This is a genomic window from Enterococcus sp. 2STP (assembly GCF_032465635.1).
Classification (GTDB): Bacteria; Bacillota; Bacilli; order Lactobacillales; family Enterococcaceae; genus Enterococcus_B; species Enterococcus_B lactis.
The window spans coordinates 47897-61883 of sequence record NZ_JAWDJH010000001.1; the positions used below are offsets into that span (position 1 = coordinate 47897).

The window sequence follows — 13987 nt, forward strand, 5'->3', positions numbered from 1 at the left end:
ATAACAGAACCTTCCGTTTTTTATGTTTTGCAAAAAAAGCTTTTCTTTTTTCTCGTAAATTCGGTAAAATCAATAGAAAGAATGGACAACAGAAAAGAGAGGACTATGTGGGAAAAAGTAGAGAAGAAACAAGGACCGATTTATCGTCAAATCATGGAACAGATCATGAGAGAAATCGAAAGTGGAAGAATCAATCCTGGAGATCAACTTGAATCGGAACGAAAACTAGGGCAATTTTTTGGTGTAAATCGTTCCACCGTTGTTCATGCATTGGAAGAACTTAGAGAGCTTGGCGTATTAACAAGTAAACGTGGTAGCGGTTGGTTCGTCAATCAGACTGAATGGGGGAAATTCGCCGTTCCAAGAATCGATTGGCGACAAATGATCTCACCTCGCTATGAACAGACGGATTGGTATGAACAAAAAATAAAAGAAGCAAAGCAGAGCCAAAAAACATTGTTCCTTGACTTATATGCGAGTGAGATGCCAAATGAGCTTTTGCCGAATTTTGAGTTTCCTTCTTATTCTCTTGAAGAAATCTTAGCGGAAGAAAAAGAAATGGATCTTTTAGGCTATACTCCGTTACGTAACAAAATCAAACGGTATTTGGAAAGTAAATTTGAACTGACCTTTTCCCTAAACCAGCTTCTGGTGACTGGTGGTGGCCAGCAAGCAATCTTTTTGATCTTACAAACGATTCTTTCTGCTGGAGAGGGGATAGCTGTAGAGTCACCTTCTTTTTTTTACCGATTACCTCTTTTCAAAGCTTCAGGAACGCGTTTATTTGGGATACCGATGGATGAAGAAGGGATCGACTTAGAAAAACTGAAAGAATCGATCCATAAAAATAAATTGAAAGCAGTGCTTATCAACCCCAATTTTCAAAACCCTACAGGGAAAGTGATGAGCCAAAAGCGACGAGAAAAGCTAGTAGAATTGTGTCGGCAGTATCGGCTTCCGATTATTGAAGACGATGTATTTACGGACCTTTCATTTCTAAAGCAAGATGAAGTTCTTCCTATACGGACGATTGATCCGGATAATGTGTTATATGTCGGTTCGTTATCTAGGATTTTAGGAAAAACAACGAAAATCGGTTGGTTGATCGGACCAGAGACCTTTATCTTGCAACTCGCTAAAGCGCAAGAAATGATGGAGTTTCCGATGAACATCCTTACACAAATCACGGCCACTAATGTATTTGATGAAGCAATTGATTTGAAAATGTTGGATGTAAGAAAAAAATTGAAAGAAAAAAGCCAACTGATAAGTATTTGGGCGGAGTCTCAATCGTTTTTCAAGCTTCATTCGATTCTAGGTGGTTATTATGCTTGGATCACTTGGGATGGAAAAAAGCTGGACCCCCAACTAGCAGAAAAAGTAGTAGATATGGGTCTAGGAATCGCACCAAGTCTACTTTTTGGGCAAGATATAAATGGAATCAGAATCAATTACAGTCGTCTAGATGAAGCCAACATATCGTTGTTTTATTCAAAGATGAAAATTTTAGAACAGTGGTTAACAGAATAATTTCACAAGGTAAAAAGATTAAAGAATATAACAGCTGGGATTTAAATTTCCTGCTGTTTCTTTTTTTTCTTAAAAAGAAGACGAGACAAAGTATTAGGGAAAAAAGCACTTTTTGTACAACCGTTCACGATGTCTTAAGAAAATAAATAGTTGCAGCAAAACTGTATAACACCAGCGTTTCTAAATAGAAACAGATCATTATAAGTTTGATTAGAAAATAGAAAAAACACAGTCTAAATATAAAACGCTTTCCTTATTGTGATTATATTCACTAATGCTGTTAATATGCGGATTGGCATAATTTCCTTTCATCGTGAAAATTTGTGCTTTTAGCTTGTATTTCTCATAAATCCATGATAATTTATTAATGAAGACGGTTAAATAGTGATACAGTTTTATTCGCTGTTTCAATCGCAGAATGAAGAGATTTTCTTATAGATGAGAGAGGAATGTGTGACAAATGGCAAACAAAAAAGCACCGATCGACTTCCAAGCACTGCTAGATGAAGTCAATGCAGATTTCCCAGTATATCAAGCACTTGATCAAGATGGAAACGTAGTTAACAAAGATTTAGTACCTGATTTATCCGATGATGAACTCGTTGAATTAATGACTCACATGGTATGGTCTCGTGTATTAGACCAACGTTCCACAGCGCTGAACCGCCAAGGACGCCTAGGCTTTTTTGCACCAACTGCCGGACAAGAGGCAAGTCAGCTGGCCAGTGCGTATGCATTTGATAAAGAAGATGTTCTTCTTCCAGGTTATCGAGATGTCCCTCAATTAGTAAAACACGGCTTACCTTTATCACAAGCATTTTTATGGTCTAGAGGACATGCTGCAGGTAATTCTTATCCGGAAGAATTGAAAGCTCTACCACCACAAATCATCATCGGTGCACAATATGTACAAGCAGCCGGTGTTGCATTAGGTTTGAAGAAACGCAACAAGAAAAATGTTGTCTTCACTTATACTGGTGACGGCGGTTCATCACAAGGTGATTTTTACGAAGCAATCAATTTCGCTGGTGCTTACCATGCAAATGCTGTATTTTATATCCAAAACAATGGGTATGCGATCTCTACACCTCGTGAAAAACAAACCGCAGCAAAAACACTTGCACAAAAAGCTGTCGCAGCTGGGATTCCAGGAATTCAAGTCGATGGAATGGATCCGCTTGCAGTATATACTGTATCTAAAATGGCACGGGAATGGGCAATCAGCGGAAATGGACCAGTCCTAATTGAAACACTAACTTATCGTTACGGACCACATACACTATCTGGGGACGATCCAACCCGCTACCGTACAAAAGACACAGATGACGAATGGCAGAAAAAAGATCCATTGATCCGCTTCCGTAAATATCTGACGGAAAAAGGACTTTGGTCTGAAGAAAAAGAAGAACAAGTGATTGAAGCAACTAAAGAAGAAATCAAAGCAGCTATCGCAGAAGCCGACAAAGTTCCAAAACAAAAGGTTTCAGATTTCTTGAAAAACATGTTCGAAGTATCTCCACAATCAATCAAAGAACAAATTGCAATTTATGAAGCGAAGGAGTCGAAATAATCATGGCACAAAAAACAATGATCCAAGCAATCACCGATGCCTTAGCACTTGAACTAGAAAATGACGAGAATGTCGTTGTTTTTGGTGAAGATGTTGGGAAAAACGGAGGAGTTTTCCGGGCAACTGAAGGATTGCAGGAAAAATTCGGAGAAGACCGAGTATTCGATACTCCTTTAGCTGAATCTGGAATCGCAGGGTTGAGTTTCGGACTTGCGTTGGAAGGATTTCGTCCAGTTCCTGAAATCCAATTTTTTGGTTTTATTTTCGAAGCAATGGATGAAGTAGTAGCTCAAATGGCTCGTACAAGATACCGAATGAGCGGTACTAGAAATCTACCAATCACGATTCGTTCACCATTTGGTGGCGGTGTTCATACACCAGAACTGCATTCAGATAATTTAGAAGGTTTGATTGCCCAGTCTCCTGGTATTCGAGTAGTGATCCCATCAAATCCTTACGATGCAAAAGGACTATTGATTTCTTCTATTAGAAGTAACGATCCAGTTGTTTTCCTAGAACACATGAAACTATATCGCTCATTCCGAGAAGAAGTGCCGGATGAAGCTTACGAAGTTCCTTTGGACAAAGCAGCAGTTACTCGTGAAGGAACAGATGTATCTGTTATCACATACGGGGCAATGGTGCGTGAAGCAATCAAAGCAGCAGACAATCTTGCAAAAGAAAATATCTCTGTTGAAATCATTGATCTTCGTACAGTTGCGCCATTAGATGTAGAAACGATCATTCAATCCGTGGAAAAAACAGGTCGCGTAGTCGTTGTCCAAGAAGCGCAACGACAAGCGGGTGTTGCTGCGCAAGTAGTTTCTGAAATCTCAGAACGCGCTATCCTTTCATTAGAAGCCCCAATCGGACGAGTTTCTGCACCTGATACAGTCTTCCCGTTTGGACAAGCAGAAAATGTTTGGTTACCAAATGCAAAAGATATCGAAGACAAAGTAAAAGAAATCGCGGAATTTTAAGAAAAGAAGGGACGAAACAAAGTCATGGCTTATCAATTTAAATTGCCGGATATCGGTGAAGGAATTGCAGAAGGTGAAATCGTCAAATGGTTCGTCAAACCAGGAGATACGATTAATGAAGATGATACATTATTAGAAGTTCAAAACGACAAATCAGTAGAAGAAATCCCCTCACCTGTAACAGGAACGGTTAAAAATGTCATTGTTCCAGAAGGTACAGTAGCAAATGTTGGGGATGTATTGGTAGAAATCGATGCACCAGGACACGAAGACAATGAAGGGGACAGTGGTGTAGCCGCAGAATCCCAAACTCCAGCTAACCCGGCTGCTGAACCAACTGTTGATACAGAATCAGCTGGATCGTCAAGCGAAGGAGTCTTCCAATTCAAGTTACCGGATATCGGTGAAGGAATTGCAGAAGGTGAAATCGTCAAATGGTTCGTCAAACCAGGAGATACGATCAATGAAGATGATACACTATTAGAAGTTCAAAACGACAAATCAGTAGAAGAAATCCCGTCACCCGTAACCGGGACAGTTAAAAACGTGATTGTCCCAGAAGGCACAGTAGCAAATGTTGGGGACGTGTTAGTAGAAATCGATGCTCCTGGACACAATGGTGCACCATCAACTAGTGCGCCATCAGCTGAAGCACCAAAAGAAAAAGTAGAAACATCAGGTTCAGCAAGTGTCGTTGAAGCTGCCGATCCAAATAAACGTGTATTGGCTATGCCATCTGTTCGTCAATTTGCCCGCGAAAAAGATGTAGATATCTCACAAGTAACTGCAACTGGAAAAGGTGGCAGAGTAACAAAAGAGGACATCGAAAACTTCTTGACAGGTGGTCCAAGCAGTGCACCAGCGAAATCGGAAGCGCCAGAAGCGGCAGCGCCGAAAGAAGCAGCTCCTGCAGCAGAAAGCAAACCATCTGCACCAGCAAAACCATTCAAGTCCAACTTAGGAGACTTGGAAGAACGTGTAGCAATGACACCAACACGTAAAGCTATTGCTAAAGCAATGGTCAACAGTAAGCATACAGCTCCACACGTGACATTGCATGATGAAGTAGAAGTGTCTAAACTATGGGATAATCGGAAACGATTTAAAGAAGTTGCTGCTGCAAATGGTACGAAACTTACTTTCTTGCCATATGTCGTGAAAGCTTTAACAGCGACTGTTAAGAAATACCCAGTATTGAATGCATCTATCGACGATGCAAACCAAGAAATCGTTTATAAACATTACTACAATATCGGTATTGCAACTGATACGGATCACGGACTATATGTACCAAATGTGAAAGATGCAGACCGCAAAGGAATGTTTGCTATTGCAGACGAAATCAATGAGAAAGCAAAATTAGCTCATGACGGCAAACTATCTGCAGAAGATATGCGCAATGGAACGATTACGATCAGCAATATCGGATCTGTAGGTGGCGGTTGGTTTACACCAGTCATCAACTATCCAGAAGTAGCTATTTTAGGTGTAGGAACGATTGCACAACAACCAATCGTAAATGCTGAAGGCGAAATCGTTGTCGGTCGTGTGATGAAACTGTCATTAAGTTTCGATCACCGTATCGTAGATGGAGCAACTGCGCAACAAGCAATGAATAATATCAAACGTCTTTTAGCTGATCCAGAGCTATTAATGATGGAAGGATGATAAACAAATGGTAGTTGGAGATTTTGCTGTAGAATTAGATACAGTTGTAATCGGTGCGGGACCTGGTGGCTATGTAGCTGCCATCCGCGCTGCTGAAATGGGACAAAAAGTAGCAATCATTGAAAGAGAGTATATTGGCGGTGTTTGTTTGAATGTCGGCTGTATTCCTTCAAAAGCACTGATAGCTGCAGGACACCATTATCAAGAGTCACTAGATTCTGAAATGTTTGGAGTAACTAGTGAAAATGTCAAACTAGATTTTGCGAAAACACAAGAATGGAAAGAAAACAAAGTTGTCCATACGTTGACTTCTGGTGTTGGTTTCCTATTAAAAAAACATAAGGTTGAAACAATCGAAGGAGAAGCGTTCTTCGTAGATGATCACACACTACGCGTCATCCATCCAGATTCAGCTCAAACTTATTCGTTCAATAACGCAATCATCGCAACAGGTTCCCGTCCAATCGAGATTCCAGGATTTAAATTCGGAGGACGTGTGTTAGATTCTACTGGCGGATTAGCATTGAAAGAAGTACCTAAGAAATTTGTGATCATCGGTGGCGGTGTGATTGGTGCCGAATTGGGCGGAGCGTACGCAAACTTAGGAGCAGAAGTAACGATCCTTGAAGGTTCACCACAAATTTTACCAACTTACGAAAAAGATCTAGTAAAATTAGTAGAAGATGATTTCAAGAAAAAAGGTGTAACAGTCGTAACGAATGCAATGGCGAAAGAAGCAGTCGATAACGGTGACAGCGTGACAGTGAAATATGCAGTGGACGGGAAAGAAGAATCCGTTACTGCTGATTATGTGATGGTCACTGTAGGTCGTCGTCCGAATACGGATGATATGGGCTTAGAACAAGCAGGAGTCGAAGTAGGAGAACGAGGATTGATTACGGTAGATAAACAAGGACGTACGAACGTACCTAATATCTATGCCATCGGTGATATCGTTCCAGGGGCGGCATTAGCACACAAAGCCAGTTATGAAGCAAAAATCGCTGCTGAAGCAATCTCTGGCAAAAAAGTAGCTGTAGATTATAAAGCAATGCCGGCAGTAGCCTTCACTGATCCTGAATTGGCTTCTGTAGGTATGACGATCAAAGAAGCAAAAGATGCTGGTATCGAAGCAAAAGCATACAAATTCCCATTTTCAGGGAACGGTCGGGCATTATCGCTTGGTAAAACAGAAGGATTCATCCGTCTAGTTACGACGATCGAAGATAACGTGCTGATTGGTGCACAAATCGGGGGAGTCGGTGCAAGCGATATGGTTTCTGAATTAGCTTTAGCAATCGAATCAGGAATGAACGCTGAAGATATCGCCTTGACGATTCATCCGCATCCATCTCTTGGCGAAATCGTCATGGATGCTTCGGAATTAGCATTAGGCTTGCCAATCCATATTTGATTTGAATAATACAGGCGAAACGCAACTGAGAAATCGGTTGCGTTTTTTCTTTTTTATTATCAATAATTTAATTATGTAAACTTAATAATACGACAACTTCTTGGTTTATTACCGTCTCCTATGCTACACTAAAGAAGAATATGAAATAGGAGAGTTGAAGATGCAAGAATATCAGTATCCACTTGATTTAGACTGGACAACAGATGAAATGGTCATTGTAATGAAGATGTGGGAAGATCTGGAACGTGCGAATGAAAAAGGGATAAACAATGAAGCTTTTTTGAAGACCTATCAGCAGTTCAAAACAGTTGTCAAATCCATCGGAGAAGAAAAACGGTTGGGACGGGAATTTGAAAAAGCTTCCGGGTACTCCTTATATCGAACAGTGCAGCAAGCAAAAAAAAATCCAAACAAAACTTTGAGAATGAACGGGTGAGATAAATGGAACAGATGATTGATCATATCAAATCCTGGCTAGAAGAAGCTGGTGAGAAAATCAAATCTTCTCAACAAACATTAACGATCTCGCAAAAATCAAATCGAACGGATCTAGTGACAAATGTCGACCGAAACATCCAGAATTTTCTAATCGAAAAAATCCATTCCTATGATCCAGAGGCGAAAATATTGGCAGAAGAAGAAGGGTGTAATCAACTAGCAGATCTCGATGGAAGAGTCTTTATCATTGATCCTATTGATGGCACATTGAATTTCGTGATTGAAGGGGAAAATTTTTGTATCATGCTCGCTGTTTATGAATCCGGTGTTGGAAAACTTGGTTTCATTTATGACGTCATGAGAAATGAGCTTTTTTGGGGTGGAAAAGGAATAGGTGTCTATAAAAATGATAAACCAATGCCTAGACCAGCAAATAAATCTTTATCAGAAGGCTTACTTGGTGTGAATAGCTATCTTTTCGGTCATAATAAATATGGAATCCGAGAGATTGCGGAAAGCAGCATGGGAACACGTATGTACGGGTGTGCAGGGCTTGAACTAGCCGCAATCTTGAAAGGAAACCATATTGCTTACATTTCGAACCTCAGCCCTTGGGATTATGCAGCGGGGAATGTTTTATTGGAAGAGTTTGGTATGGTAACAAGCGGTCTTTTTGGCACTCCTTTGACATTTGACAAAAGGGAATACTATTTAGCAGGTACTCCTTGTGCATATGCAGAAATCGCAGACCTTTTGAAAAAAGAAGGCTGAAAAAAGGTAGAAATCATTCACAAAAATGATAAAAACGGGCAAAAGATTAATTTTCTCGAAAAAATGAAAACATTTTACTATATTTCATGAAAAAAGTCTGCTATAATTAGCAGTCGAGTAAAATTTGCCCTGTCATAAAGAACCAATAAAAAAGGAGTTAGTTACATTGAATTATAGAAACGATATCCGTAACGTCGCAATTATTGCCCACGTTGACCACGGAAAAACAACATTAGTTGATGAACTATTAAAACAATCAGATACATTAGACGCACATACGCAATTGCAAGAACGTGCGATGGACTCAAATGCGCTAGAAAAAGAACGTGGTATCACGATTTTAGCCAAAAACACAGCTGTAGACTATAAAGGAATTCGCGTAAACATCATGGATACTCCAGGACACGCGGACTTTGGTGGCGAAGTAGAACGGATCATGAAAATGGTTGACGGCGTTGTGTTGGTCGTAGATGCGTATGAAGGAACAATGCCTCAAACACGTTTTGTATTGAAAAAAGCATTGGAACAACATATCACACCAATCGTTGTCGTAAACAAGATTGACAAACCTTCTGCTCGTCCTGAGCATGTTGTAGATGAAGTTCTTGAACTATTCATCGAATTGGGAGCAGATGATGATCAATTAGACTTTCCTGTGATTTATGCGTCTGCACTGAATGGTACGTCAAGCTTATCAGACGACCCAGCAGATCAAGAACCAACAATGGCACCTATTTTTGACACGATTATTGAAAAAATTCCTGCTCCTGTCGATAATAGCGACGAACCATTACAATTCCAAGTTTCATTACTTGACTACAACGATTATGTAGGTCGTATCGGAATCGGACGTGTATTTAGAGGAACAATCAAAGTAGGCGACCAAGTAGCATTAATTAAATTAGACGGAACAGTTAAGAAATTCCGTGTAACGAAATTATTTGGTTTCTTTGGACTAAAACGTCTAGAGATTCAAGAAGCAAAAGCTGGAGACTTGATTGCTGTCTCAGGTATGGAAGACATCTTTGTCGGTGAAACAGTTACTCCTGTGGATCATCAAGATGCGTTACCTATCCTTCACATTGACGAACCAACATTGCAAATGACTTTCTTAGTTAATAATTCACCATTTGCCGGTCGAGAAGGGAAATACGTAACTGCTCGTAAAATTGAAGAACGTTTGATGGCAGAACTTCAAACAGATGTATCTTTGCGAGTTGAACCAACAAACTCTCCAGATGCTTGGACTGTTTCTGGTCGTGGAGAATTGCATTTGTCTATCTTGATTGAAAACATGCGTCGTGAAGGATACGAATTGCAAGTATCTCGTCCAGAAGTTATTGAAAAAGAAATCGACGGTGTAAAATGCGAACCGTTTGAACGCGTACAAATCGATACACCAGAAGAATACATGGGTAGTGTCATCGAATCCTTGAGCTTACGTAAAGGTGAAATGCAAGATATGGTCCATACAGGAAACGGACAAATCCGTTTGACATTCTTGACACCTGCCCGTGGTTTGATCGGTTATTCAACTGAATTCCTTTCAATGACACGCGGTTACGGAATCATGAACCATACTTTTGATCAATACTTGCCAATGCTTCCTGGTCAAATCGGTGGACGTCACCAAGGTGCGCTTGTTTCGATCGATACCGGAAAAGCAACGACCTATTCTATCATGAGTATCGAAGAACGCGGTACAGTCTTCGTAGAACCAGGTACAGAAGTATATGAAGGAATGATTATCGGAGAAAACAGCCGTGATAATGATTTGACTGTCAACATCACAAAAGCAAAACAAATGACAAACGTACGGTCTGCTACTAAAGACCAAACATCTGTCATCAAAAAACCAAAACAATTGACGTTGGAAGAATCTTTGGAATTCTTGAATGATGATGAATATTGCGAAGTAACACCAGAAAGCATTCGCTTGAGAAAACAAATTTTAGAGAAAAATGCTCGTGAAAAAGCATCTAAAAAGAAAAAATAATCTGTAAAAGGATGAAGAGAGAAACCAGCTTGTTATAAAAAATAGCTGGTTTCTTTTTTTGTCCAACTTATTTCTGTGGAGAAGTCATCTTTGTCAATGGACTTAAATTCAGAAAATACGCCAAAAGACATTTAAAAGACTTTTAAAGAACTTTATTCTGGTGTGATTTTGTTTCATATCGTGCGTATGTTTCACAAGAGGGATCAACTTGTCCTTCGGAGAAAACCGAAGTAAAATGGCAAGGGAAAGGAGCGGGAAGATGAACGACTTATTAAAACAATACTTTGGTTATGATGAGTTTAGACCTGGTCAAAAAGAAATTATTCAGAAAGTCATTGATCAGGAAAATGTATTAGGGATCATGCCTACCGGCAGTGGGAAATCAATCTGTTACCAGCTTCCATCTTTACTATTAGATGGGCTTACTGTGGTTGTATCCCCTTTGATCTCTCTGATGAAGGATCAGGTGGATGCAGCGAATCAATTAGGTATACCCGCCACTTTTATCAATAGCTCGTTAGATGGTTACGAAACAGCTAGACGCTTCCAAGAAATCGATAGGCAGCAGTATCGTTTACTTTATATTGCTCCAGAACGTTTTATCATGCCGGATTTCATTCAAGCGATGAATCGATGGAACGTCTGTATGATTGCCATTGACGAGGCGCATTGTATCTCTCAGTGGGGGCATGATTTCCGTCCAAGTTATTTACAAATGGCGAAACAGCTAGATCAACTGCCAAATCAACCTGTTATTGTTGCACTGACAGCTACAGCAACTATACAAGTAGCCGCTGACATAAAAAGACTTTTAAAAATCCCTGACGGCAATCACATCCAGACTGGTTTTGGACGGGAAAATCTCCGCTTTCAAGTAGTGAAAGACCAAAAAAAAGAACAATATCTAGTCGAGTATTTGAAAATCAACAAAAATCAATCGGGCATTATTTATGCAGCGACGAGAAAAGAAGTAGACCGAATCTATCATTTGCTTAAAAAATTTGGATTTTCTATAGGCAGATATCATGGTGGCCTAAATGAGAATGAACGAACGGCAATGCAAGAGGCCTTTTTATACGATCGCTTACAGCTAATCGTAGCGACCAATGCATTCGGCATGGGCATAAATAAAAGCAATGTCCGTTTTGTTATCCATTATCAAATTCCTGGCTCTCTAGAAGCATACTATCAGGAAGCTGGTCGTGCGGGAAGAGATGGTCTTTCCAGTGAAGCCATCCTGCTTTTCGCTCCTCAAGATATTCAGGTCCAAAAGTTTTTTATCCAGCAGTCCCAAAGAGAAGAGGAGCAAAAGCAAAAAGAATATGAAAAATTAAAAGCGATGACAGAATATGCGTATATAGAATCCTGTCTTCAGCAATACATCCTAAACTATTTTGGCGAGACAAGCAGTCCGTGCAATCGTTGTGGTAATTGTTTAGATGACAGAAAAATAGTAGAAGTAACGACACAAGCACAGATGGTCCTTTCTTGTTTGAAACGTATGGGGGAGAATTATGGCAAGCAGATGCTAATGAAAGTCTTGGCAGGATCGAAAGAACAAAAGCTGCGAGCCTTAGGGTTTGAACGTTTATCTACCTATGGACTGATGAAAAACCAATCGCAAAAAGAAACGATGCAATTGATTGAATATTTGATATCGAATGGCTATCTTCTGACCGTTAATGGAGAATATCCTATCTTGAAAGTAACAGAAAGAGGGATCCAAGTATTAAAAGGACAAGAAGCTGTTTATCGAAAGGAACCCAAAAAAGTCCAGCAGCTGTCGGATGAAGAGACCGATACACTATTTGAAGTGTTGCGGGAACTTCGAACGGATCTAGCATCAGAAGCAGGCGTTCCCCCGTATGTCGTATTTTCAGATTCCACCTTGAAAGAAATGAGCCGAATACGTCCATCAAGCAGACTGGAGATGCTTCAGATAAAGGGAGTTGGTCAAAGCAAGCTTGATAAATACGGAGAAGCCTTTTTATCTCGGATAAAAAATACGGATCCTAACGTTCTGGACAAGTAAGAAGGACCATTACGTAAAAATGAATAAAAACAACTGGTTAAATCTGTTTTTTTGCTCCCTATGAAAATCAAATATGTTATAATTAAGGAATTAGAACGGGAGGTAAGCACAGATGGATTCTTTGTCGAAAAAACTTGCGATCCAAGTATTAAATGATGAAGCAGAACGGATCAAACGATTAATCCGAAACCAAAATAACAGTCTCTGTATCTCGCAATGCAAAGCCTTCGAAGAAGTGGTAGATACACAGATGTACGGTTTCTCCCAGCAAGTCGGGTTTGCTGTTCGTATAGGAGTAATCGAAAAAAACGAGGGACAGCTGATGTTAAGTGAGCTGGAACGAGAATTGAATCAGTTATACAGTGAGGTTTACCAAGAAAATTATGATAAAAAAGAAGTTGGCAAGGAGGAATAGACTTGCCTAAGAAAGTAAAAAAAAGGCATCTATTAGACTATAGTATCTTGATTCCCTATTTGATTTTATGTGTTTTGGGTTTGATCATGGTATATAGTTCTACGTCGTATCTATTATTAGAAAACGGACAAAATCCGTCCGCATCAGTCATTAACCAAAGTATTTTTTGGGTGCTCAGCTTGATTGCTATCGCACTACTCTACAAAATGAAAACAGATGTTTTGAAAAACCAGCGTTTGATTATGGCAGCCATCGCAGTTTTGACGATTTTGTTGCTGATCGTTGTGTTTTTCGGTAAAGAAATCAATGGTGCAAAAGGTTGGCTTCAAATTGCAGGATTTTCGATCCAACCTGCCGAATACCTAAAGATCATTTCTATCTGGTATCTGTCTCTGACTTTATCAAAAAGGCAAAACAGTGTACAAAAAGATTTCCTAGGGACTGTAAAACGTCCACTTGCAATGGTTATCGGACTGACTGCTTTGGTCGCTATCCTTCCCGATTTTGGGAATGCGGCAGTTATCTTTTTGATTATTTTGGTTCTGCTTTTAGCCAGCGGAGTTAATTATGTGTATACTTTGATTGTAGGAGTAGGGGGTTTTTGTTTAAGTACTTTTACGATCTGGCTAATCAATATTACAAACGGAAAAATCTTGCCTGGACGTTTACAGTATATCTATAATCGCTTTGCTATTTACCAAAATCCTTTCTCGGATGAATTAAATAAAGGCCATCAATTAGTTAATGGTTACTATGCCATGTTCAATGGCGGGTTATTTGGCAGAGGATTAGGTAACAGTATCCAGAAAAAGGGATTTTTACAAGAAGCACAAACCGATTTTATCTATGCGATCGTAGTGGAAGAGCTCGGAGTGATTATGGGGATTTTGATATTAGCGTTGCTATTCTTTATGATTGTGCGCATTATTCTTGTAGGGATTCGTTCAAGAGATCCGTTCAATTCGCTTTTGTGCATTGGGATCGGCGCAATGTTTTTGATCCAAGTGTTTGTCAATCTGGGAGGAATCACTGGTGTCATTCCTTTGACAGGGATCACGTTCCCATTCTTAAGTCAAGGAGGATCCAGTTTGCTGATGCTTTCGATCTGTGTCGGCTTTGTCCTCAACATTAGTGCGGATGAAAAACGCAAGAGCTTAGGTTTATAATAAAAAA

At 39.8% G+C, this 13987-nt stretch carries 11 protein-coding genes; all 11 read left to right on the forward strand.

What is annotated here, in order from left to right; genetic code table 11:
- Window positions 1-105: 105 nt before the first annotated feature.
- The 11 genes from RWU19_RS00230 to RWU19_RS00280 all read left to right on the forward strand — a co-directional run bounded on the left by RWU19_RS00230 (window position 106) and on the right by RWU19_RS00280 (window position 13980).
- Entirely contained in the window at window positions 106-1530 is a 1425-nt protein-coding gene (locus RWU19_RS00230; protein WP_123838097.1) for a PLP-dependent aminotransferase family protein, read from the forward strand.
- A 460-nt stretch (window positions 1531-1990) separates the two neighbouring features.
- Window positions 1991-3100, forward strand: coding sequence for a pyruvate dehydrogenase (acetyl-transferring) E1 component subunit alpha (pdhA, locus tag RWU19_RS00235; protein WP_002292209.1), 1110 nt, complete (start codon window positions 1991-1993; stop codon window positions 3098-3100).
- 2 nt (window positions 3101-3102) lie between these two features.
- Window positions 3103-4080 (forward strand): alpha-ketoacid dehydrogenase subunit beta, encoded by a 978-nt coding sequence (locus RWU19_RS00240; protein WP_002292208.1) that lies wholly within the window; start codon window positions 3103-3105, stop codon window positions 4078-4080.
- Window positions 4081-4104: 24 nt separating this feature from the next.
- Window positions 4105-5748: a dihydrolipoyllysine-residue acetyltransferase gene (locus tag RWU19_RS00245; protein ID WP_002335658.1), complete on the forward strand. Its 1644-nt coding sequence runs from the start codon at window positions 4105-4107 to the stop codon at window positions 5746-5748.
- A gap of 7 nt (window positions 5749-5755) precedes the next feature.
- A complete protein-coding gene (lpdA, locus tag RWU19_RS00250; RefSeq protein ID WP_002289686.1) occupies window positions 5756-7162 on the forward strand; it encodes a dihydrolipoyl dehydrogenase in 1407 nt (468 codons plus the stop codon).
- A gap of 160 nt (window positions 7163-7322) precedes the next feature.
- Window positions 7323-7598 carry a UPF0223 family protein gene (locus tag RWU19_RS00255; RefSeq protein ID WP_002292206.1) on the forward strand — a complete coding sequence of 92 codons (276 nt, stop codon included), beginning with the start codon at window positions 7323-7325 and terminating at the stop codon, window positions 7596-7598.
- A 5-nt stretch (window positions 7599-7603) separates the two neighbouring features.
- Window positions 7604-8371, forward strand: a complete 768-nt coding sequence (locus RWU19_RS00260; RefSeq protein ID WP_086286067.1) for an inositol monophosphatase family protein — start codon at window positions 7604-7606, stop codon at window positions 8369-8371.
- 166 nt (window positions 8372-8537) lie between these two features.
- The gene (gene typA / locus RWU19_RS00265; RefSeq protein WP_002292204.1) at window positions 8538-10367 is read left to right on the forward strand and encodes a translational GTPase TypA; all 1830 of its coding nucleotides are present in this window, start codon (window positions 8538-8540) and stop codon (window positions 10365-10367) included.
- Between the two features lie 259 nt (window positions 10368-10626).
- Window positions 10627-12399 carry a DNA helicase RecQ gene (gene recQ / locus RWU19_RS00270; protein WP_123838096.1) on the forward strand — a complete coding sequence of 591 codons (1773 nt, stop codon included), beginning with the start codon at window positions 10627-10629 and terminating at the stop codon, window positions 12397-12399.
- Window positions 12400-12511: 112 nt separating this feature from the next.
- Window positions 12512-12814 carry a YlaN family protein gene (locus tag RWU19_RS00275; protein WP_002292202.1) on the forward strand — a complete coding sequence of 101 codons (303 nt, stop codon included), beginning with the start codon at window positions 12512-12514 and terminating at the stop codon, window positions 12812-12814.
- Window positions 12815-12816: 2 nt separating this feature from the next.
- Window positions 12817-13980, forward strand: coding sequence for an FtsW/RodA/SpoVE family cell cycle protein (locus RWU19_RS00280; protein WP_002309450.1), 1164 nt, complete (start codon window positions 12817-12819; stop codon window positions 13978-13980).
- The last annotated feature ends 7 nt before the right edge of the window (window positions 13981-13987 follow it).

Coding starts and splice junctions, on each gene's coding strand:
- RWU19_RS00230 (WP_123838097.1), top strand. CDS start 106: ATGTGGGAAAAAGTAGAGAAGAAACAAGGACCGATTTATCGTCAAATC.
- pdhA (WP_002292209.1), top strand. CDS start 1,991: ATGGCAAACAAAAAAGCACCGATCGACTTCCAAGCACTGCTAGATGAA.
- RWU19_RS00240 (WP_002292208.1), top strand. CDS start 3,103: ATGGCACAAAAAACAATGATCCAAGCAATCACCGATGCCTTAGCACTT.
- RWU19_RS00245 (WP_002335658.1), top strand. CDS start 4,105: ATGGCTTATCAATTTAAATTGCCGGATATCGGTGAAGGAATTGCAGAA.
- lpdA (WP_002289686.1), top strand. CDS start 5,756: ATGGTAGTTGGAGATTTTGCTGTAGAATTAGATACAGTTGTAATCGGT.
- RWU19_RS00255 (WP_002292206.1), top strand. CDS start 7,323: ATGCAAGAATATCAGTATCCACTTGATTTAGACTGGACAACAGATGAA.
- RWU19_RS00260 (WP_086286067.1), top strand. CDS start 7,604: ATGGAACAGATGATTGATCATATCAAATCCTGGCTAGAAGAAGCTGGT.
- recQ (WP_123838096.1), top strand. CDS start 10,627: ATGAACGACTTATTAAAACAATACTTTGGTTATGATGAGTTTAGACCT.
- RWU19_RS00275 (WP_002292202.1), top strand. CDS start 12,512: ATGGATTCTTTGTCGAAAAAACTTGCGATCCAAGTATTAAATGATGAA.